This is a genomic window from Bacteroidota bacterium (assembly GCA_018266755.1).
GTDB lineage: Bacteria > Bacteroidota > Ignavibacteria > Palsa-1295 > Palsa-1295 > JAFDZW01.
The window spans coordinates 1,315,963-1,338,175 of record JAFDZW010000005.1 but is presented as its reverse complement, the minus strand read 5'-3'; the positions used below and the strand labels follow the sequence as shown (position 1 = coordinate 1,338,175).

The window sequence follows — 22,213 nt, the reverse complement described above, 5'->3', positions numbered from 1 at the left end:
AGTTACGAGTGCATGTAAATGATGACGAACATCGAAGCCGCGTACGCGACAAAGTTCAGGATCATCGGAATATCCGTCAGCACGATCTCGGTCGGGTTTTCGCCGAGGTTCTTCTTGTGCAGCAGATAGAGATACCGAAAGACACCGAAGAGGACAAATGGCGTCGTAAAGATCAGATTCTCGGTCCCGAATATCTTGACGGTGCGGTCGCTGACCGTATAGAGCGCATAGCTGATGACGAACCCGGACGCGCAGATCGTCAGCAACTGTTCGGTGAACTCGATGCTGTAGTGTTCGAGCACCTTCCTGGTGCTCGCTGTTTCGCCTTTCGCTTCGAGCATCACGAGTTCGCCGCGTCGCTTTGCCACGCCGAGGAACAGCGAGAGGAACATCGTCGTCAGGATGAGCCACGAGCTGATCGGTACGCCGATCACGAACGCGCCGCCGACCACGCGCAGCATAAATCCGATCGCAATGACAAACACGTCGATCAGTACGACCTCTTTGAGGAAAAGGCTGTACGAGAGGTTCATCACGAAATAGATCGCAAGGCACATGCCGAACTTGAACGGGAGATTGAGCGCACTTGGGATGACGACACCGAGGACGATGATTGCCGTCGAGATCGCACTGGGAACAGAGATCACCCCGCTGGCAATCGGCCGATGCCGTTTTTTGGGATGTGCGCGGTCACGGTCGCGGTCGACGATGTCGTTGACGATGTAGATCGTGCTTGCTGTCGCACTGAAGAGGACGAACGCCCACAGCGATAGCTGGACGAAGTCCCAATCGAACAAATGGTGGCTAAAGACAAGCGCCGCAAAGACGAAGAGGTTCTTGATCCACTGCTTCGGCCGCAGGAGCTTGATGTAGGATGTAATTGTCATCTATTCAAAGATACCGCGAAGCATGGTCATGGTGTATGAGGGGCGGAATTTTACCCTCTGTCATGGTAAGTCCCCGAGCATACGAAGGATCTCCCGGTCCGAAATTGCGGCAACTTCTGATTTGTCGTAGATCGCAAGAAGATATACGGTTTCAGCAGAGATGTGTACATACGAGATTACTCGTGTTCCTCCACTTTTGCCTTTTCCCTTGCTCGCAATCGCAAGCCTGATCTTATCAACATTCTTACCGAGCGGAGTTCCGTGAGCCGGAGTCGCAGAAAGAACCCGGAGCAGTGAAGTGAGGTCGCTTATGAGCGATGGAAATTTCTTGGCAAGGCGCTTTGCCATCTTCTCGAAACGGGCCGTTGCAACGACCTTATAGCTCATCAAGAAGATTCTTCAGGAGTTTGCCCCTTGATTTCCCAGCCTCGATCTGACGTACCTCTCGCGCTGCGGCTTTCAGGTCTGTCAGGAGCTGAACCTTTCGCTTAAGCTGCGTCAGTTCTTTTTCGTACTGCTTCCATTCCCGGATGGGAATCTGTACGGCTTGCTGCTTCCCGGCTGCGTCTGTGACAAATTGGATGTGCATTTCTCTTTGTCTCCGTAGTTAGAATACGACCGACTCGACATACTCGCCGAACGGCACTTTCAGTGCGTCGATCATCTCGCCGAGCGTGACGTAGTTGCGTGCCGCCTTCATCAGGACGGGCATGAGGTTCGTGTGGCCGAACCCTGCTTCGGTGATCTCGGCGATCGATGCATCGGCATCGGCCTGCGAGCGGTTTGCGCGAAGCTCCTTGAGTTCGCGGACCTGCTTGCGCTCGACTTCGGGCGAGATCTGCAGGATCGGGATGTCGATCGTCTCGTGCTCTTCGACGAATTCGTTCACGCCGACAATGTACTTCTCCTTCTTGTCGAGTTCGAGCTGATAGCGGTATGAGGCATCGGCGATCTCACGCTGGAAGAAGCCTGCTTCGATGGCATTAATCACGCCGCCGAGAGCATCGATCTTATCGAAGTACGCATTTGCTTCGGCCTCGAGGCGGTCGGTTTCGGCTTCGACGAAATACGAACCGCCTAGTGGATCGACGGTATTGATCACGCCCGTCTCGTAGGCGAGGATCTGCTGCGTGCGCAGCGCGATCTTCACGGCCTTTTCGCTCGGCAGGGCGAGCGTTTCGTCCATCGAGTTCGTGTGCAACGACTGTGTGCCGCCAAGCACACCGGCGAGCGCTTCGAATGCGGTACGGACGATGTTGTTCTCGGGCTGCTGTGCCGTGAGCGAGCAACCGGCGGTCTGCGTATGGAAGCGCAGCGTCCAGGATTTCGGGTTCTTCGCGCCATACTTTTCGCGCATACGCTTGGCGTAGATGCGGCGTGCGGCTCGGAGCTTTGCGATCTCTTCGAAGAAGTCGATGTGCGAATTAAAGAAGTGCGAGATGCGCGGAGCGAACGAGTCGACATCCATTCCGCGCTCGATACACGCCTCGACGTACGCAAATCCGTCGGCAAGCGTGAATGCAAGTTCTTGTGCAGCCGTCGAACCTGCTTCGCGAATGTGATACCCCGACACCGAGACCGGATTCCATTGTGGCACTTCCTTCGTGCAGTACTCGATCATATCCGTAATAATGCGCATCGACGGATGCGGCGGATAGATGAACTCCTTCTGCGCGATGTACTCTTTCAAAATGTCATTTTGCAACGTGCCGCGCAAGTTGGCGAATGGAACACCTTGCTTTTCAGCGACGCAGAGATAGTACGCGAAGATCATCGCAGCCGGCGAGTTGATCGTCATCGACGTCGAGACCTCACCGAGCGGGATACCGTCAAAGAGTCGCTCCATGTCCTTGAGCGAGCTGATCGCTACGCCACAGATACCGACCTCGCCTTCGCTCCAGGGGCTGTCGGCGTCGCGGCCCATCAGCGTCGGCAGATCGAATGCGGTGGACAGACCGGTCTGCCCGTGCGCGAGCAGATACTTGAAGCGGGCATTGGTGTCCTCGGGCGATCCGAAGCCCGCGAACTGGCGCATCGTCCAGACCTTTCCGCGGTAGCCGTTCGGATGGATGCCACGAGTGTACGGGTACTCGCCCGGGAAACCGAGCTTCTCCATGTACTGGCTCGGCGAGCCGTCGGTCGGCAAGTACATCGTATCGAGCGCCTTGCCGGAAAGCGTCGTGTGCTTCCAGCCGGTCGTTTGGCCTTTTGCATTGCGCGCTTCCCAGCGGCTCTTGGCCTCCAGGTATTCCGGAGAGTGTTCAAATCCCGTCTGTCCGTTCGTCGCAGTCCCGTTCTTCATAGGTCTCTGTCAGAGTGGAAAATTGGCGTAGGCCATAAAACGAGAAGGGGTTGGGGAAGGTTGCGGGCAGGAGAGATGGGATTCTGGGTGTCATTGCATACCATTACGTTGCCAGCACCACCCGACCAGCCAGGCGCTCGACGACGACATCGCGTAATTGCTCCAGCCCACGGCGGTCGTTCTCATCGAATCGGTCGAGCTCCGGGCTATCGATGTCAAGCACGCCGATGAGCTTGCCGTCCGCCGCGATCATCGGCAGGACGATCTCCGAGCGCGACGCTCCGTCGCAGGCGATATGGCCGGGGAAGGCATCGACGTCGGCGACGACGACGGTCTCGCGTCGCTCGGCGGCCGTTCCGCACACTCCGTTACCGAGGCGGATTGACGTGCATGCCGGTTTGCCGCAGAACGGTCCGAGGACGAGCTGCGACCCGTCGAACAGATAGAAGCCTGCCCAGTTCAGGCGGTCTGTTGTTTCATAAATGAATGCCGCGGCATTCGCAAGTACGGTGATCGGATGATCGGCGGGCGAGAGCAGCCCCGTAAGACTCTCGCGCAGAGAGTGCCACCGTGCTTGCGGATCGAGCCCGTCAATATCTATGTGTGCCCACATTCTGGTGAATCAATCGAAAACTATTTATGTATATTTATGCAGCTTTCCTACCCGAAACTCCTATGTTCACAACGAAGATACGCGCCGACAGGTGCGCTGTAACTTCTCTGTGGGATTTGGGTTTTAGGAATACGCTTGAGTTGGATTTAGACGGAGGTATCACTTATGGATCGCAGAGCCTTTCTCACAGGCACGTTTGCTTCGACGAGATCGAGAACCTCGGCTTCGTACACCCCGAACAATAACCGCACACTTTCGACCGGACTCGAACCGTATGTGCCATCGGCGTCTGCGCCATGGGATGCAATTCGTGTCGGGCATCTGTTGCGTCGGACGATGATGATGCCGAAGTGGGCCGAGATGAGTCAGCTCATGGCCATGACCCCGTCGGATTCCGTCGATCTATTACTCAATACCACCAGCAGTCCCGCCCAACCTGCGGTTGCCAATCACGACACGGAAAGCCCTTCCGGACTGGATTCCGCGCTCTTCGAAGCGTTAAAGGCGACGTGGGCGTCGGATACCGAGTCGCTGCGAACATGGTGGATCAATGTCTTGATCGCCTCGCCGCTGTCGATCGTCGAGAAAATGGTGCTCTTCTGGAGCGGACACTTCACGACGCAGTTCAATCTTGACAATACCGATTGGGTGCAGGCGCCGCTCTTATACCGGCAGAATAGTCTTTTCCGCGCGTTGGCGCTCGCGAGTGTTCGGGACATGGCGTTCGATGTTACGCTCGACGGCGCGATGCTCGTATTTTTAGGTGGCGACCTCAATAACAAAAGCCATCCGAACGAGAACTACGGCCGCGAGTTGATGGAGCTCTTTACGATGGGCCTCGGCAATTACTCCGAAGGCGACGTCAAAGAAGCATCGCGCATCCTCACCGGCTGGCATGCGAGCCGTTACAACGATGCGTTTAACCCGAACGGGATCTTCGTCCCGTACTTTCGGCCGACCGATCATGACACCGGCGCCAAGCAGTATCTCGGCGTGACGTTCGATGCGATCTCCGATGCCGAGAATACGGAAGACCTTGTGAAGAAAGGGGAGATCACGAAGCTGATCGATACGATCTTCACCGAGCGTGCGGATGCGGTGGCGCCGTTTATTTGCCGTAAGATCTACCGGTTCTTTGTCTATAGTAATCCTGGCGGGACGGACGAGACCGTCATCGCAGCGATGGCGCAAATCTTAAAAGATAACAACTGGCAGATCAAGCCGGTCATCTCCGCGCTGCTCAAGAGCGCACACTTTTTCGATAATGCGAACATCGGGGCCCAGATCAAAACCCCGGCGGAGTTCGTGATCGGCCTCGCGCGCCAGCTTGGGTTCGCAACGAATATGTCGGCGAACATGAACGGCATGCTGCAAACGATCTTCCAACCACCGAACGTGAGCGGCTGGACCGGCTGGCACGACTGGATCACGACGAACACGTTCCCCGTACGCTCGGCCGATGCATCGGCAGCGATCGCGGCAATGACCGATCAGCAGACCCTCGACTTCATCTCGCAATTCCCGAACAACAACGACGCGAATAAGCTCATAGAGAATGTGGCGGCGATGCTCATCCCGCGTCCGCTCTCGCAGGAGCGTCACGACGATCTTGTCAGCCGCTTAGTCGGTGGCGACGGCGCCAGCAAAGATTACGAGTGGCCGACCATTCTTGCAACGAGTTCGGCGACCGCCGCGCGGAACATGCGCGACGTGCTCACCGAGATCTCCTTGCTGCCCGATTTCCAGTTGTGCTGATCATTCACCGGATAGTAACGATATTGTCATGAAGCGCCGTACCTTTCTCAAGTCAGCTCTTGCGACTTCGGCAGCCGCACCGATCATGCTCGGCGGGATGCCGGTTCATGCATCGAGCCCGTTGAAGTTTCTTGCACAACTGCCGACGACACAGTCCGACGATCGCATCCTGATCATCGTTCAACTCTTCGGCGGCAACGACGGGATCAATACGATCCCGCCGATCGACGACCCCGCATATACAGCCCTGCGGCCGAACATCGCGCTCGACCCGACGGTAGTCAAGTCGAAGTCGGTGAAATTCGGCGACGCCTGGTTTCATCCGGCGCTTGGCTCGGGCAACAAAGGCGGATTCACGAACATGATGTCCGCCGGTAATCTGGCGGTGGTGCTGAACGTGGGATATCCGTACCCGAACCTGAGTCATTTTCGCTCGACCGACATTTGGCTCTCGGGCATGAACGACTCGAACCCGAACGACAGGCTCGATACCGGCTGGGTGGGCCGTTATCTTTCGTCGAAGTATCCGAATTTCCCGGCAGATCTTCCAGCCGATCCGCTTGCGATCCAGTTCGGCGGGTTCTCGCTGACACTTCAGGCGCAAGTCGGACGCATGGGCATCGAAGTCGGCAGCGACCCGACGAAGCAGCAAGGAGTCAGCTCCGCACTCGATACGCTCGATCCCGATGCGACCGGTACGGCGTATGCCAATGAGTATGCGTTCGTCGCCGATATTGCCGCTCGTTCGGATAAGTATGCGCAACGAGTAAAGGATAGCTACACTGCAGGCAAAGCAATGCTCAAGGGTAGTTATGCGACGGACGGATTTAGCCAGCAAATGGCAAACTGCGCGGCGCTGATCGCCGGCGGCTTGCAGACAAAAGTGTATGTCGTGTCGATGGGCGGGTTCGATACACACGTCTCGCAGGCAATTCCCGGAACGACCGAAGCAGGATTACATGCGTCGCTGCTCGGCACGCTTGCCGACGCGGTCGCACAGTTTATGAACGATATGGTCCGGTTAAACCTGGCCGATCGTGTCGTCGGCCTGACGGTTTCGGAGTTCGGTCGTCGCCCGTCGGAAAACGGCAGCTTCGGTACAGACCACGGTGCGGCCAGCGTACAATTTGTGTTTGGCACACAGGTCAATAGCGGTATTTTCGGCACGGCGTTCGATCTGTCGAACCTCGACGAAGACGGGAATATGACCTACCAAAACGACTTTCGTTCGGTGTACCTCGATGTACTCACCGATTGGTACGGCATGACGCTCGACGATGCCCGGACGCTGCTCAAAGGCGGAAGGAATCTGCCCGACGTGGATCTGTTGCCGCCGGTGAAGGTGATCCAGTCGCAAAGCAACGCGGCGAAGCAGCCGAGGATGAGCGAATTGCAGTTCGCGATCACGTCGAACTACCCGAACCCATTCTCGTCGCAAACGACACTCGTGATGGATGTTCCTCGCGATGCGTATGTCTCGATCGAGATTACAAACATGGCGGGCCAGCGTGTGGCGGAGGTGTCGTCGCAAACGTTCGCGGCCGGGACGCATACGATCTCGGCGTCGCTCGATCTGCCGAGTGGATTTTACCTTGTGACGGCTCGCAGCCCGTTCGGCCTCGCGAGCAGAATGATCGAATGTGTACGATGATGATTGTGTGTAAGCGGCTGACGTTGTAATCATTCCCCTGTGAAGTATTTATCGCTCTTTCGTCGCATGGGCCGGCTCTCGGTTGCCGTGCTCGTATTGCTCGCTGCGCTGGTTTCGGTCGGGCGAAGCCAGCCGAAGTCCTGCGACAGCCTCAAGTTCTGTGCGTATAAAGCCATCACCATCGATGTGACCTCCGGCAAAGGCGCACAGTATGTCGATATCGATACATCGTATCTCATTCGCAATCTCGACACGGCGATTACCTACGAAGCATGGTATAAGCCGATCCAGCAGCCGGGGAAACGTGTCTTCCTCGGGGGAATCTGGGGGCCGAATAAAGACCATAACGACGTCTGGGTTGCATACCTCGTCGATACGAAGATCTATTTCGAACTCAGTCCTGACGGCTCGTTCCTCGGCGAGACGGATAATACCATCGCCAGCGCGACCGTCCCGAATCTCTATACCCGCGGCTGGGTGCATCTGGCGTTTACATGGGACGCTGTGTCGCAGACTGCACGGATCTATGTTGACGGTGCACTCGTCGGCAGCGGGACGAACTCGCTCTATCCGATCGTAAAGCTCAAGCATCAGGAAAGCGATAAGCTGCCGATGCAGATCGGGAGCACGAATGCACTCTTCGACGACAGTGTCACGAACCGGTCGTTCAAAGGACAGATTGACGAGATCAGACTCTGGGGCCGTGCGCTCAGTGAGCAGGAGATTCGCTGTCAGCGCAATAAGTCGCTCGAAGGCAACGAGCCGAACATGGAGTGCTATTACCGCTGTAACGACTCGAGTTTTATTTATGACTTGTGCGACGCGACCGGCCACGGACATATCGGCCGTATGCGTGGCGGCGCACATTCGGCCATGAGCGACCGGCGCGTGATCGCGACTTTCTCGCTCAATCCGAGCAGCCTCAATGCTGACCTGATCTGTCAAGACGATTCGACGTTTACCTTCACGCTCACCGACACCTCGTATTGCGGCAATACCGTTGTTGCGTACGTCTATTATGGGTACATGGGACTCTTCAAAGTGAACCAGAGTACGTTCACTCTGCAGCAGAACATACCCCAAACGCTCACAATCAGCTTCAACGGTAACCAGACCGGCTCACTCTGGACGTATCTATATATCGTGAATACGAATCGGTGCGGCGAGTACTTGCAGATTCCGCTCGTTGTCAATCGCTCGACCGAGTTATCGTATAATAAAACCTCGATCCTCTTCGACACACTCTATGTCGGCTGCACCGAAAAAACATACAGTGAAGATACGATCACCATTTGTAACAAAAGCAACCGGCCGCTAAAGATCTCGAACGCGTTGCTCAACAACCCCAAGTTTTCGTGGAAGCCGTTCACCGGATACCCGAATTTGCCGACCACGCTTCAACCCGGCGATTGCTGGAAGATCTCGCTGCGACTCGATGCCGACGACTCGTCGAAAACCGAATACGATACGCTTCGTGTCATTAGTGACGATGCCTGCCCCGGCAGCGGAATGATCCCATTACAAGGCAGGTCGCAAGACGTGTTGGTACTGCTCTACCCGAACGGGAAATCGCAGATCAAGAAGATGGCGTTCGAGGCCGTGTGCCCCGGACAGCTCAGCAATGTGCAGGATTATCAGTTTCGAAATCTCATCGGCGAGAATATCTATATCGACACGATGATCTGGACGAATCCTGCCTTTTTCGGGCGGCGGTTCACCTTCCCAATTTTGCTGAAGCCGAAAACGGCGTACCCCCAGGAGTTTATTCGCTTCAAACCGCCGACGCCGGGCCCGTTTACCGGTCAGCTACAAGTCATCTGTCACTATAAAGGATGTAGTATCGTCCGTACGATCGACTTCACCGGTACCGGCATCAGTGTCGACGTCAAGTTCGATTCGGCGAATGTTGCGTTCGGCAATGTGACGATCGGAAAAACGCTGCAAAAGACGACGACCGTCACCTCGGTTGGGACCGACCCCCGTCAAATGTCGGCATATCTTGTTGTGGGCGACGTGTATTCGATCGTGTCGGGAACGACCTTCAATATTAACCCGGGTCAGACGATCACGATCACGCTGCAGTTTCGACCGCGTCAGGCGATCACCTATTACGATACGCTTGTGATCTTCGATCGTCAGTGCTATGGTACGTTGAAGATCCCCGTTTCGGGCACGGGCGTGTTCGACCAGTTGCAGTTCATCCCGGATTATTTAAATATCAATGGCGTCATCGGCTGCGAATGCAGAATCGATACCGTGCTGGTAAAGAACGTCACACCGTCGACATTCAACATCACGAGCGAGCAGCTCGTCGATCCGAGCGGTCGCTTCACGCTGCTGAACAAAGCGCCGTCCACGCTCTCGCCGGGACAAAGTTTTCCCTACATCGTCCAGTATTGTCCGAACGATCTTATTACCGATCGTGCAGACCGTGTCTATATCAATATCAATCTTGCGGGCGGAAGTCAGTATCAACTCTTAGTGCAGGGCACGAGCATGACCCCGAAGCTGGCGGTGACGTCGCTCGTGGTGTTCGGCCCAGTCGAGGTTGGTTGGCAGAAGGACGATAGCGTGACGGTAGAAAATATCTCCGCGGTGCCGGTGCGAGTCACCTCCATCACTGTCCCCGCAGGTTATACGCTTACCGGGACATCGAAGCCATTACCCGTATGGCTCAACCCGCGAGATTCGATCACGGGCTACATTCAATTCAAACCCACGGCGCAGCAATTGTATAACGGTGTGGTGACTGCCACACTCGATACACCATGCGGAAAATCGGTCACCGGCCAACTCAACGGCAGCGGACGCATCATCAAGCTTGATGTGCCGATGTCATATATCAATTTCGGACTGCGCATGCCGTGCGAGTGTGTCGAGCGAGAGATTTCGTTGCCGAACTACTCGAACTTCATTCCGTTGTCGATCGATTCGCTCGCGATCAGCAGCGCCGGGTTGCCGAACGGCAATTCGAGTGTGTACCAATGGTACTTTAAGCCCGGACTCGACTCGACGCTGCCGCATGTGATCGCACCGAATCACGAAGACACGCTCGTCATTCGGTTCTGTCCGAATGTGCCGGCAATCGTGCAGAATCTGATCATGAATGCGAATCTTCGCCTTCGTGCGTCGACGCCGGCCTGGACACAGTCGTATACGGTCAGTCTCTCGGGCCGACGCGAACTGAACTTCACGCCGAACACGCAGAACGCCGCGTTTCCCGCGACACGCGTCGATACAACTGCATCGCCGGCACGAGTGCGGGTGATCGTCCCGAGTGCGTTTACCAATCCGAGCGGCGACAGTGTCGTCTTTACGAATGCGTATTTCGTACCCGACGAACGCGTCTTCACGGTGAACGAATGTTCCGCGCAGCCGCTGCCCTGGACCGTGCTGCGAAACGACACGCTGTGTCTGTCGATCAACTTCAAACCCCGAGCGCCGAAGAAGTACGCGGCGAGACTGTATCTCGAAACGTCGTTCCCATGTCATGGTGTCGACACCACGATCTATGTGACGGGCGAAGGTTTTGCGCCGGCGTATGGCATGCAGTTCGCGTTCGATACATCGAAGATCGGGCAGGATACGATCCATATCACGTCGTGCGATACACTCGTTATCCCGGTGATGATCACCCGCGATATTCCGCAGCGTATCATCGATATGTATTTCCGCATCGGGTACGATACGAATGCGGTCTCGCTGCTCGATATTCAAACTCCGTTCACGCCGGTTGCGTCGGTCGTCGATACCGGCGATGGCGCGCGTGTATTGATGAAGAACGCGATCAACGTGAAGGCGGGGACGATCTGTTACGTGCGGTTCATTCCGAAGGGCGTTGCATCGCAATTCCCGATCCGGCTCGACAATATCGACTTCGACAGCGATTCACTCGTCTCGTTCAAGATCGTCTCCGGAATCGATAATGGGTGGGTAATCATCGACGATCCGGAAATCTCGATCCAGAAATTCACGGATTTCGATACGGTGAAGATCCGCGATTGCAAGGATTTGTCCGTCGTTGTTCGCAACCCTGGCGCCGTGCCGATCCGTTTCGATTCGCTCGGCGCACTGCCGCCATTCCATTCGATCGTCGGCTCGGACAAACCATACCCGCTTACGCTTGCGCCAGGCGATTCGATCGTCTTTACGATCCGGTTCTGTCCGCGTGCCGATTCGCTCATCGACACGACGATATTTGCATACTCCGACTCGCCGTGCGTGATCGTCGATACCGGACGCATCCATTCGTATGGATGGGCCCCGCCGTATCCGTTTACGATGGCGTTCGATCCGAATATCGGTATCATCGATACCGTCCGCGGCCAGATCTCGGATACTGTCGAGGTGCCGATCATCATGGATCGTGATATGCCTCAGACGCCAATCGATATGCGCTATTCGCTGCTGTATAATCGGCGGGCACTGGAGTATCTGGGCATCAGCTCGAAGTACGCGACGCCGAGTGTTACCGTTCGTGCGAATCGGTTGGATGTCGAAATGCTCGGTTGCGACAGCATCAAACAAGGCGAGATTGCGCGACTGCGATTCCTCGTCGATGTGCCGGACTCCGTCGTCTCGCCGTTCTATCTCGTTCCGGGCAAGCTCTCGAGCGATTCGATCATGTTCATTAAGCCGATCCCGACGGGCGATACCAGCGCGGTCGAAGTGCAGCCGCGATGCGACATCAGCTATCTGAAGTTCGTCGGCGGCGGGAATTCGTTCGCGGCGCTTCGACCGAACCCGACGACGGGTGCGTTGGAGACCGACTTCGAATTCTTTGGCGATCTCGCTCCGAAGCTGACGGTATATTCCGCCACTGGCGAGCGGGTGCTGACGGTGCTCGACGGATCGAAGCTCATGAAGGGAGGCAAGTATCACTTGTCGCTCGATCTCTCGCCGTTAGCCGACGGGGCGTACGTCGTCGCGTTCGAGGCGGGCTTGTACCGAACATCGCAGAAGATTGTCATTCGCCGCTGACCCCAGACTCATTCTTGCATCAGTGTACCACGACATTCATCGTACCCGCAGCGCCCGTGTTGTAGTCGCCTTCGGCATCGTATGCCTTGTGGCGAATATCGGCGCAGCGCAACTTCGCGACACGACGCGCTCCGCACCTGCACGCAAGTCGGCGGCTCTTGCGCCCGTAACCAGCCCGAGCGACGATCGTCTCGTGATGCGGTTCGGTCTCTTCGGCGCAGTTGCGCGGAATTACCATCAATCGCATGCGCACGTCTATTGCTGCGACGAAGGATGCGGTGTGTTCGGCAACGGAACCGGCAAGGGATATGATTTCGGTCTGCTCGTCGAGAAGCCGATCACGCCGATGATCGATCTCGGAGTGAGTGTCGGTTACGCCGAACGCGGCGGCGATTTCAGTTTCTACATCGATAGCTCGATGCGTGTCTCGAACGGGACAGGCTACGAAGCACTGGTGCGCGAACATAAGTACACGGCGCAAATACCGGAGATCGTGATGTCGCTCGGTGCGCGCATCACACCCTATAAAAAAATACCCGTCTATCTCGGCGCCGGACTAACGTACTCACTGCCGCTTTCCGGTTCGTCGAATTACGATCAGACCGAAGAAATTCTTTCGCCCGAAGGCGTCGTGTTTCCGCAGACGAACACGAATTTCAAGACGATCGGCTCGGGCGTCATTCCGAATATCAAAGGCGTATTCGGTGCGCGTGGTGTGCTTGGATATCCGGTGCCGCTTGGCAGCGGGATGAGTGCTGCGCCGGAAGTTAGTTACTATTATCCGTTCGGTCAGATCAAGAGCGATTACGAGTGGAAAGTCGCGTCGCTCGAAGGCGGCGTGACGATTCGCTACGGAATTTACAGACCGGAGCCACCTGCGCCTCCGCCGCCACCCCCTCCGCCACCGCCGCCTCCGCCAAAACCGAAACCCGAACCGCCGATCGCGTCGGTGCACATGGCGTCGGATCAGAAGGTGCAGGTCGTCGAGACGATCGTCACCGAGACATTCCCGCTCTTGCCCTATGTCTTTTTCGATAGTGCTCGCTCCGAGATCCCGACTCGCTACGCTCGGATCGAGGCGAACGGACAGACGCAATTCCGCAATCGAGAATTACCACATAGTTCGCTCGAAGCGTATTATCAAGTGTTGAACATCGTCGGCGATCGTCTGGCAACCGACCCCACGCAAAGCATCGTCCTGACCGGAACGACCGATGGCACCGAAGCCGGTTCGGGTACGACGGCAACATCGCTTGCAAAAGCGCGAGCGCAAGCGATCAAAGACTACCTTGTCAGCATGTGGGCGATCGATCCTTCGCGCATCACGGTCAAGACAGCGGCATCGCCGTCGAATCCGTCGAGCCAGAAGTATGCCGAAGGCATCGAAGAAAATCGCCGCGTCGAGATATCGTCGCCCAGCGGGAAGATGCTCGAGCCTGTCGTGCACGAGAAGTTCTCGCGCTACGAAGGCTCGCCGAAGCAAATCCCGTTCGTGCTCGAAGCAAAAGGAAAGCAATCGGATATCAAGGAGTGGACGTTCACGATGAAGGCCGGCGATCATACGCTCAAGACCCAGAGCGGCACCGGTGCGCCACCGCCGGCATTCGATTGGTATATCAGCGATGCAGATCTCGGACCCATCGCAACAGCGAACGATCACTCGGCAAAGCTCGTCGCTTCGTTGACGGTCACAGATGGCGACGGACTCGAGACGACCGGTACATTCGACGTGCCGGTCGAAAAGTCGCGCTATCCGTTCGAGCTTTCGCGCTTGTCGCTTGTGGTCTTCGACTTCGATAAGTCCGTGATCTCGCGGCAGAACCAGGCAATGGTCTCGACGTTCGTTGCGCATTCGATCAAGCCGTCATCGGAAGTGAAGATTACGGGCTCGACCGACCGCCTCGGCGAACTCGACCATAACCAGGAGCTTTCGCAAGCACGAGCCGACGCGGTCGCAGCGCTTGTCCGCACCGAAAATGCCGAGGCGAAGCTGACGGATGTCAAAGGCATCGGGCCCGCCGAGGGAACAGACATGAATGGTACACCCGAAGGACGATATTATTGCCGCACCGTGACGGTACAAGTGCAGACGCCGCTACAGTAGGGAGTAGCGGCTCAGTGTGGACTTAAGTAGCACTGTGTATCGTCATTGTATTATGTATGTCATTCTGAGCGAAGCGAAGAATCCCTTGCTGAAACCCTGTGGGGCTCCGTCGAAGGGATTCTTCGCTTCGCTCAGAATGACAGGCGGGGTAAAGGGCGAACCGAATGTTCGTGGTGTCCGAAAGAGCACGGACTAAGATTCCGTGCCACTGGTCTTGGGCATGCTGCGGCTCCGCCGAAGGGATTCTTCGCTTCGCTCAGAATGACAGATGTGTACACCGTTTCAACCAGAGGTGGTGCCGGTAGGCGACGTCCGAACTTCACTCCCACCCGTCTCGTTTGGATACCTCCACCTGTCTGAGGTTACACCATTTAATCAGTAGGAGTCGTTAATGAATTTTCCGATCATGCGCGGCAAAGTCACCAAACAGCCGCACGTCGCTATTCCTGAAGGTACCTTCGAAGAAGAACACGGCCGCGAGGGATTTTTTGGCCGCGTGTCGCATCTTTATCATGCGAATGCTCCGACGGGCTGGACTCGTATCGAGGGCTCACTCCGCCCCCATGCCTACGACCTCAATGAGCTCAAGCCGACCGATATGACCGACGCCAACGGCTTGCCGATGCCGATCCTTTATAACGACGACATCGTCGTGCTCGTCTCGCGTCGGAGCGCGCCCCACACGGCGTACTTTCGGAATGCCGATGGCGACCTGCTCTACTTCGTGCATCGCGGCGAGGGTATCTTCGAGACCGATTTCGGAACGCTCGCGTTCGAGCCGGGTGATTACATCGTCATTCCTCGCGCAACAACGTATCGCATGATTCCGAAAACGACCGATAACTTTTTCATGATGGTCGAAGCGCATTCCGAGATTCTTCCGCCATCGCCCGAGTCGAAGGGATTGCTCGGCATGCATGCGCTCTACGATATGGGCGCGATTACGCTTCCCGATTTTACGGAATACAAACCGACGGATTCCAACGGCAAGGAATATGAGATTCGTATTAAACGTCTCGGCGAATGGACGTCAGTGTTTTATCCGTTCCATCCGATCGATATCGTCGGCTGGAGAGGGGACCTGACGACGTTCAAACTGAACATGCGCGATATCCGCCCGGTGATGTCGCCGCGCGTGCACTTGCCACCGCCGGTGCATACGACGTTCATGATGACCAATGCCGTGATCTGCTCGTTCCTGCCGCGACCGCTCGAAGAAGATGCGGATACGCTGAAGGTCCCGTTTTTCCACCGCAATACCGATTATGACGAGGTGTTGTTTTATCACGACGGCGACTTCTTCAGTCGTGATAACATCAAAGCAGGCATGCTGACGTTGCATCCGCAGGGAATTCATCACGGCCCGCATCCGAAAGCGCTCCGTGCAAACGATAGCCTCACGCGCACGAACGAATCGGCGATGATGATCGATACGCGTCACCCGCTCAATATTGCGCCGCCCGCGGAATCGGTCGAATGGAAAGAGTATTGGGCGTCGTGGAAGGAAAAGAAAGAGACGGCGAAAGCCTAATGAATCTTGAAGGAGCGCTGCGATCATAGCGCTCTTTTTTTTCGTATGACGAGCGTAGCACACGATCCATCAGCCCCCAAACACCACACTCCCGTGCGTCATGTGCTGGGGGAGTCGGTGTTGCTCGCGCTTGGCGTGCTCTCGGCGGGATTCGGACTTAAGGGCTTCTTACTGCCGAATCATTTTATCGATGGCGGGGTGATGGGTATCTCGCTGCTGACGGCAGCAGTAACAAAATTGCCGCTGCCGATCCTGGTCTTCGCGTTGAACGTCCCGTTCATCCTGATGGGACTCAAGCAGATCTCGAAGGAATTTGCGCTCAAGACGTTCGTCGGCATCACGACTCTGGCAGTCGTACTTGCGCTGATCAATTATCCTGTCGTCACGAACGACAAAGTGCTCACCGCAGTCTTTGGTGGGTTTTTCCTTGGACTGGGCGTCGGGCTTTCGGTTCGCGGCGGCGGTGTGATCGACGGCACGGAAGTGCTGGCACTCTATATCAGCAAGCGTACGCCGTTTTCGATCGGCGATGTCATCCTGGTGTTCAATATCCTGATCTTCACGACTGCAGCGTTGGTCTTTAGCGTCGAGACGGCGTTGTACTCGATCCTCACGTACCTTGCTGCGTCGCGCACCGTTGACTTCGTCGTGCAAGGTATTGAAGAATATACCGGCGTGACGATTGTCTCGAAGCATAGCGACGAAATTCGCGAGGCGATCATCGAGCAGCTCGGGCGCGGCGTGACGGCATATCGTGGTCATAAAGGCTTCGGCAAACGCGGTCACACGCAGGACGTGGATATTATCTACACTGTCGTCACCCGCCTCGAGATTATGAAGCTCAAGGATTTGATCCTTGCCATCGACGACAGTGCATTCGTGGTGCAAGCCAGCATCAACGATACCATCGGCGGCATGGTGAAGAAGCGGCCGCTGAAGTGAGCGGATAGCTCTCCATCATCGCAAAACGAACGATCTGACGACAGAGTGCTTCAGCCCAACCGAAGAATACAACACACCGTCGGTCGCAGGGTCCGGATAATCACCATCCGGCGTATTGGTTACATACGCGATCGTATAGACTGTATCCCCTTTGTGAAAGTTGTGTAGGTAGTCACTACTATACACAACTGTACTATCCTTTCGATAGCCGAAAGGGGTGGATACACTGTACGTCCATACCCGTTGTACAAGACTGTAATGTCCCTTCTCGGAGGAAACATTGGGGTTCGTGCCCATAAATAGTACAATATCATTTCCTGCCGTTATCGGATCCTTCAACCCATTCTTATCGACGAAGGCTGTGAATATGTATTCTGTGACTGGTGAATTATTAGATACTGTGTCTACGGTGATGATTGAATCCAACACGCACGTACCAAGAGGCTGAGGATTCAATTGATTCGCGGGTACATATGCCGTGCCTCCGCCGGTGAATTGGAATCCGATGATCTTGCATATGCCATAACCTTGATGAGAGTATGCAAGCGTGTGGATTCCTGCGGGGACATCCCTGAGGGTAAAGACCCCGCTGCTGTCGGTGGAGGTACTATCTGTTCGTCCTTCAATCTTGACGACCGTCCCGCTTAAGTCGGTTGGTGAATAATGAGGATCAAACCCTGTAAGCAATACCCTGCCGGTTATGTTGCCGGAAAGTGCCGAGTTCGTCACAGACGGCTGATCGTTATCGCATGACGCGAGTAATAATGGAAACCATACCGAAAGAACCAAGACTACGTGTATTGATCGCATATGCGTACGAGAATTGTGATGACGGAGTATCGTTTGTTGATGTGTTCAACTGCGAGTCAATAGTCACTGGTTCGTCAGTTTGGGTTAATTAGCGATAATGAATGGCAATTCACGATGCACTCGTTAATACCACTCATTGTTATTAACGATTATCGAACAACACGTTCAATGAATAACTTGACAAACCAAACCGTCTTCATCACCGGCGCGTCGAGCGGCATTGGCCGAGCGTGTGCGCATGCATTCGCTCGTGAAGGCGCAGCGCTTCTGATCTGTGCGCGTCGCGGAGAGCGGCTTGCCGGTTTGAAGCAAGAGCTCGAGGCAGCACATCACGGCATGAACATTCATGCCTTCGAGCTCGATGTGCGCGACCGCGAAGCCGTCGAAGAATCGCTTAACACACTGCCCGACGAATGGAAGGATATTGACATCCTCGTCAACAACGCCGGCCTTTCGCGCGGACTCGACAAGCTCTACGAGGGCCTCGTCGAAGACTGGGAAGAGATGCTCGACACGAACGTGAAGGGCTTGCTCTATGTCACGCGTACTGTCGTGCCGTGGATGGTCGAACGTGGGAAGGGGCACATTATCAATATCGGCTCGATCGCCGGGCACGAGGTCTATCCACGCGGCAATGTGTACTGTGCGTCGAAGCATGCGGTCGATGCGATCACGAAGGGGTTGCGTCTCGACCTCGTCGATACGCCGCTGCGCGTGACGACGGTCGATCCGGGCCTCGTCGAGACGGAGTTCTCCGAGGTACGCTTTCACGGTGACAAAGAACGCGCCGCAACTGTCTACAAAGGCTTCAAGCCATTAGCTGGCGAGGACATCGCAGATGCCGTCGTCTGGACAGCTTCCCGTCCTGCACACGTTCAGATCGCGGAGATTATAATTTTCCCGACTTCGCAGGGAAGCTCGTCGGTCGTACACCGGGCGTAGCCGCGGGAATGTAAAATGTAGAATGTAAAATGTAAAATTGGGATGCGGTCATCGTCCCTTTTCACCGTCGCGCGCGGATTTTAGGATAGCGGCGAGAATTCGCATCAATGCACTTGATTCTTGGATAAGTGGCTCTGATGCTTCGGTCAACGCAGGTCGGGTTCGTGCGATCAAACGAAGCCAGTAATTACTTTCCCGACTTTCCTTCAGCGCAATCGCTAACTTCGCAATGAAGTCGGCCTTGCTTTGTCCTGCTTGGGCTTCCTCAATGTTCGCGCCAATCGATGTCCCGGCGCGTACCAACTGATTGGCCAACGCCCAGTTGACGCCCGGGGTCTGATTCAACTTGTCACAGAATAGCACGATATTCGATGCAAACTCGAATGCGCGCTCATGTATATCGACATTGTCGTTCGGATAAGGCATTCCAATTTTACATTTTACATCTTACATTTTACATTCTCTCACTCCGCTTGCGGGCGTTTCCGTTTCATCGTCGTGCCCACGCCGATGACGAGGCCGAGGATCGCGATGATGTTTGTCGCGAGCGAGATCATTCTGCCGTTCTCGAAGCGGCTGTCGTGATAAGTAAGCGTGATCGTGTGCTGACCGGCCGGCACGGCAAGTGCGCGGAAGGCCCAGTCGGCTTTGTAGATCGGCAACGGCTTGCCGTCGACGGTCGCTTCCCAAGCCGGATACCAGACTTCGGACATAAAGAGCAAGCGGTTCTTGGCCGACGAGGTTTTCATCTCGATCGTCTCGTTCTCATATTTGGCGATCTGTACCGATTCGGTCGAGTCGATGGCATCTTCCGATGTTTGCAGCATCCCTTCCGGCTTCTTGTCGAAGAACATTACGTCGCGCGGATTGAACGAGCCTAAGCGCATGAGGTCGAGGAATTCCTTCGGCGGTTTAACTTCATATCCACGCACGAAAAACGCTCGCGGCAACACGGAGTTATTCTGCCAGACGATCGTCTGCTGCTTCTGTCCTCCCTGACCCTGTGCCGGTTCTTGCGAGATAAACGCCGGAGTCATGCGGCCTGCGACCGAATCTACGGCACCGTTGTAGATCACATACTTCGTATTGAGCAGACTCCACATAAACGGATTCACGATCATCTGTCCGTGATAATTGCCCGTGATATCGATGACATCCTGGAATGCCCTGACCTTGGCGGCATGATAACCGGAGATGGTCTGTACGCCCCACGCAGCGGGCATGTTCGACATCGGGTCGTTCACGTCAAGAATACGGAAGAGCGACTTATCCTGTTTGATGAAGTTGATATAGTCGTGCTCGCGGAACGCGCCTTCGTAGTCGCTTCGATTGGTAATGTCCATCGGTCGGTAATCGACGCGCCAGAGATCGATGACGGTCAGACCGAGTACGACGGCAGCAGGAACGGCGGCGTTACGGATCTTTCCACGCAGATACATCCAAAGCGTCGCGAGTGCGACGGCCGCGAGCAGCATGCAGATTGCCGCATCGTTGAGCGCGGTGTTCACGGCAAGGTCCTGAATGCCTGCCGGCCAGGTCGCTATCTGTTTTCCGCTTTCTTTGATCCCTGCGCGCAGCGTACCGTCGATGATCCCGCGACCTGCCAGGAAGACTACGAGTAAGCCGGCGGCCGCATACATCAGGTATGTCGTCCACTTGGTGATCGATGCCTTCAGTGCCTTATCGTCGGTTCCTTTTACAACGTCGATGATCTTTTGCAGCGCGATCGCGGCGAGAATGGGGAAACACAACTGCATCAGCACGAGCGCCATCATCGGCGCACGAAATTTATTGAAGGTCGGGAAGTAGTTGAACATCGGCCTGAACAACAACGGCATCGTCGAGCCGAACGAAATCAGTAGTGCGACGATACTAATGACCCCGAGTGGGGCCACGAGTCGGTCGCGCTTCCAGAGCGCAAGCATCGAAAGCAGCGCGAGAAAGAACACGATCGTGCCGGTGTAGTTTGCGCAGTCGGTCATCGTCGCCTGGCCCCAGTAGGTCGGGACTTTTGTCTCGACCGATACCTCGGGGCCGCTGTATGACAACTTGCCGAAGCCATACCAACCCGGAACGAGGAAGGTAATCATCTCCGCCGGCGAGAACGAGTACTCGGTTGCGTAATTCCAATCGAGACCGCCGCCGGAGGTCGTGCCGGTGCTCGCATTTGCTTTCGCTGCGGCACCGCCTTCAAGCGTTGCACGATCGACGAGCGGCGCAGCGCCGCGGATGGAGTACGAATCGTAGCCAAGTGTCGCAAGGTAGCGATCGGCCGACATCGCGAATGCAAGCCCCACCATCACCAGCGAGATCACGCCCGTGCGTGCGACGTTCAGAATATTACGCTTGCCGGTCAGGTCGCTCACGAGCCATACGATGAAATAGATCAGGATGGCGAGGAATTGATAGAACGCCATCTGCACGTGCGACGACTCGAGCAAGAAGTGTACGGCGACCGCAAAGACCGAATACCAAAACACCATTCGCTGCCATGTGAGCTTTTCTTCGCGGAGCTTTTCGAGCGCTAAGAGGATATATGGAAAACACATGACGGCAAACACTTTGGTGTTATGCCCGATCATGATGTAGGTAATGATCCATGTCGAGAACATGGCGGCAATGCCGGCAAAGACGCCAACAAGATGCGACGATCGCCTGGTGAGCCGCATCAGCAGATACATCCCGACGCCGAAGATGAAGTAGCACCAGATGTAGATCATCGCATCGTTGCCGCCGAAGATCGCGACTGCTGCGCTTTGCACGAGGCTGAAGGCTTCGTGCACGATATCGTACGTACGGGCGCCGGTCGAAAGCAGCGATGCGAACGACGGCATGCCGCAAAAAATATTCGGGATCCACTGCGGGACGCTCGTCCCCGCAGCCTGCGCCGCCTTGAGATACGGGACGATCGCATCACTGGCGATATTATCGCCGGCGCTAAAGGTCTTATCTTTCGAGAGGACGCCACCGAAGAAGATTAGAATGGCGCCAAGGAGCGCGACGATAGCAAGCGGAGTCCGGAATTTCTCTGGGATCATTCCCGAGCCTGAGGAGGAGTCGGAGGTGCGGATCTCATCGAGTGAACGCTGTTTTTTCGGCGACGAAGTCGTTTTTTGCTGAGCCATGCGAGTGATTCGTAATCGGTTAGCGAAGAACCTCAAAAATACGGCTGTTTATAGCATTCCGAGAGGAATTTGTCGTAGACGGACCGTTTGGTAGTGGCTCCGTTCAAAACGTTTACATTCGCGTCATTCTGAGCACATTCGCTCTGCTCAGTGTAAACTCCGCGAAGAATCCCTTTCGCGAAGCCGCAGTATCTTCAATCCAGTAGGACGGACTCTCAGTCCGTCCCATTTCGGTCTGTACGAAACATTGAGGCAATCTCGAAGGGATTCTTCGCTTCTGCTCCTATGGTCGCAGAAGAATGCTCAGAATGACGGGTGGGGGTTCGGGGCGAACCGAATGTGCGTGGCTGCCGCAAGAGCACGGACTAAGAGTCCGTGCCACCGGCCTTGGACATACTGCGGCTCCGCCATAGGGATTCTTCGCTTCGCTCAGAATGACGGTGGGGTAACGGAACGTTGCGGCTTTGGCGCATTGAGTCCGGTAGGACGGCCACAAACGTAGCCTACGAATTCATTCGTGGGCGGGGTTCGGGGCGAACCGAATGTTTGTGGCTGCCGCAAGAGCACGGAC

At 55.7% G+C, this 22,213-nt stretch carries 15 protein-coding genes; 7 read left to right on the top strand and 8 right to left on the bottom strand.

What is annotated here, in order from left to right; translation table 11 throughout:
• Positions 1-2: 2 nt before the first annotated feature.
• From JSS75_10360 to JSS75_10340, 5 genes are all read right to left on the bottom strand, one after another.
• Positions 3-887: a decaprenyl-phosphate phosphoribosyltransferase gene (locus JSS75_10360; GenBank protein MBS1904097.1), complete on the bottom strand. Its 885-nt coding sequence runs from the start codon at positions 885-887 to the stop codon at positions 3-5.
• Positions 888-947: 60 nt separating this feature from the next.
• Positions 948-1,274, bottom strand: a complete 327-nt coding sequence (locus JSS75_10355) for a type II toxin-antitoxin system RelE/ParE family toxin (GenBank protein MBS1904096.1) — start codon at positions 1,272-1,274, stop codon at positions 948-950.
• Complete coding sequence (locus tag JSS75_10350) at positions 1,264-1,476, bottom strand: hypothetical protein (GenBank protein ID MBS1904095.1); 213 nt, start codon at positions 1,474-1,476, stop codon at positions 1,264-1,266. The genes JSS75_10355 and JSS75_10350 overlap by 11 nt, the downstream gene beginning before the upstream one ends.
• Positions 1,477-1,494: 18 nt before the next feature.
• Complete coding sequence (locus JSS75_10345; GenBank protein ID MBS1904094.1) at positions 1,495-3,189, bottom strand: methylmalonyl-CoA mutase family protein; 1,695 nt, start codon at positions 3,187-3,189, stop codon at positions 1,495-1,497.
• 103 nt (positions 3,190-3,292) lie between these two features.
• Positions 3,293-3,802: a GAF domain-containing protein gene (locus JSS75_10340; GenBank protein ID MBS1904093.1), complete on the bottom strand. Its 510-nt coding sequence runs from the start codon at positions 3,800-3,802 to the stop codon at positions 3,293-3,295.
• Between the two features lie 165 nt (positions 3,803-3,967).
• Between JSS75_10340 and JSS75_10335 the strand changes: the two genes are divergently transcribed.
• The 6 genes from JSS75_10335 to JSS75_10310 all read left to right on the top strand — a co-directional run bounded on the left by JSS75_10335 (position 3,968) and on the right by JSS75_10310 (position 16,765).
• On the top strand, positions 3,968-5,557 hold the full coding sequence (locus JSS75_10335; protein ID MBS1904092.1) for a DUF1800 domain-containing protein: 1,590 nt from the start codon (positions 3,968-3,970) through the stop codon (positions 5,555-5,557).
• A gap of 28 nt (positions 5,558-5,585) precedes the next feature.
• A complete protein-coding gene (locus JSS75_10330; GenBank protein MBS1904091.1) occupies positions 5,586-7,208 on the top strand; it encodes a DUF1501 domain-containing protein in 1,623 nt (540 codons plus the stop codon).
• Positions 7,209-7,247: 39 nt separating this feature from the next.
• Positions 7,248-12,188 (top strand): choice-of-anchor D domain-containing protein, encoded by a 4,941-nt coding sequence (locus JSS75_10325; GenBank protein ID MBS1904090.1) that lies wholly within the window; start codon positions 7,248-7,250, stop codon positions 12,186-12,188.
• A complete protein-coding gene (locus JSS75_10320; GenBank protein MBS1904089.1) occupies positions 12,172-14,292 on the top strand; it encodes an OmpA family protein in 2,121 nt (706 codons plus the stop codon). The genes JSS75_10325 and JSS75_10320 overlap by 17 nt, the downstream gene beginning before the upstream one ends.
• A 391-nt stretch (positions 14,293-14,683) precedes the next feature.
• Entirely contained in the window at positions 14,684-15,823 is a 1,140-nt protein-coding gene (locus JSS75_10315; GenBank protein MBS1904088.1) for a homogentisate 1,2-dioxygenase, read from the top strand.
• Between the two features lie 45 nt (positions 15,824-15,868).
• The gene (locus JSS75_10310) at positions 15,869-16,765 is read left to right on the top strand and encodes a YitT family protein (GenBank protein MBS1904087.1); all 897 of its coding nucleotides are present in this window, start codon (positions 15,869-15,871) and stop codon (positions 16,763-16,765) included.
• 15 nt (positions 16,766-16,780) lie between these two features.
• Here the strand turns inward: JSS75_10310 and JSS75_10305 are convergent, their stop codons facing one another.
• On the bottom strand, positions 16,781-17,575 hold the full coding sequence (locus JSS75_10305) for a hypothetical protein (protein MBS1904086.1): 795 nt from the start codon (positions 17,573-17,575) through the stop codon (positions 16,781-16,783).
• A 168-nt stretch (positions 17,576-17,743) separates the two neighbouring features.
• Here JSS75_10305 and JSS75_10300 point away from each other — a divergent pair, with 168 nt between their 5' ends.
• On the top strand, positions 17,744-18,517 hold the full coding sequence (locus JSS75_10300; protein MBS1904085.1) for an SDR family oxidoreductase: 774 nt from the start codon (positions 17,744-17,746) through the stop codon (positions 18,515-18,517).
• A gap of 48 nt (positions 18,518-18,565) precedes the next feature.
• Here the strand turns inward: JSS75_10300 and JSS75_10295 are convergent, their stop codons facing one another.
• Together JSS75_10295 and JSS75_10290 are read right to left on the bottom strand one after the other, a co-directional pair.
• A complete protein-coding gene (locus tag JSS75_10295; GenBank protein MBS1904084.1) occupies positions 18,566-18,943 on the bottom strand; it encodes a four helix bundle protein in 378 nt (125 codons plus the stop codon).
• 38 nt (positions 18,944-18,981) lie between these two features.
• Positions 18,982-21,642, bottom strand: a complete 2,661-nt coding sequence (locus JSS75_10290) for a YfhO family protein (protein ID MBS1904083.1) — start codon at positions 21,640-21,642, stop codon at positions 18,982-18,984.
• Positions 21,643-22,213 lie beyond the last annotated feature (571 nt).

Bases quoted from the DNA above. Each gene is read 5' to 3' on its own strand.
- JSS75_10360 (MBS1904097.1), bottom strand. From the start codon at position 887: ATGACAATTACATCCTACATCAAGCTCCTGCGGCCGAAGCAGTGGATC.
- JSS75_10355 (MBS1904096.1), bottom strand. From the start codon at position 1,274: ATGAGCTATAAGGTCGTTGCAACGGCCCGTTTCGAGAAGATGGCAAAG.
- JSS75_10350 (MBS1904095.1), bottom strand. From the start codon at position 1,476: ATGCACATCCAATTTGTCACAGACGCAGCCGGGAAGCAGCAAGCCGTA.
- JSS75_10345 (MBS1904094.1), bottom strand. From the start codon at position 3,189: ATGAAGAACGGGACTGCGACGAACGGACAGACGGGATTTGAACACTCT.
- JSS75_10340 (MBS1904093.1), bottom strand. From the start codon at position 3,802: ATGTGGGCACACATAGATATTGACGGGCTCGATCCGCAAGCACGGTGG.
- JSS75_10335 (MBS1904092.1), top strand. From the start codon at position 3,968: ATGGATCGCAGAGCCTTTCTCACAGGCACGTTTGCTTCGACGAGATCG.
- JSS75_10330 (MBS1904091.1), top strand. From the start codon at position 5,586: ATGAAGCGCCGTACCTTTCTCAAGTCAGCTCTTGCGACTTCGGCAGCC.
- JSS75_10315 (MBS1904088.1), top strand. From the start codon at position 14,684: ATGAATTTTCCGATCATGCGCGGCAAAGTCACCAAACAGCCGCACGTC.
- JSS75_10310 (MBS1904087.1), top strand. From the start codon at position 15,869: ATGACGAGCGTAGCACACGATCCATCAGCCCCCAAACACCACACTCCC.
- JSS75_10305 (MBS1904086.1), bottom strand. From the start codon at position 17,575: ATGCGATCAATACACGTAGTCTTGGTTCTTTCGGTATGGTTTCCATTA.
- JSS75_10300 (MBS1904085.1), top strand. From the start codon at position 17,744: ATGAATAACTTGACAAACCAAACCGTCTTCATCACCGGCGCGTCGAGC.
- JSS75_10295 (MBS1904084.1), bottom strand. From the start codon at position 18,943: ATGCCTTATCCGAACGACAATGTCGATATACATGAGCGCGCATTCGAG.
- JSS75_10290 (MBS1904083.1), bottom strand. From the start codon at position 21,642: ATGGCTCAGCAAAAAACGACTTCGTCGCCGAAAAAACAGCGTTCACTC.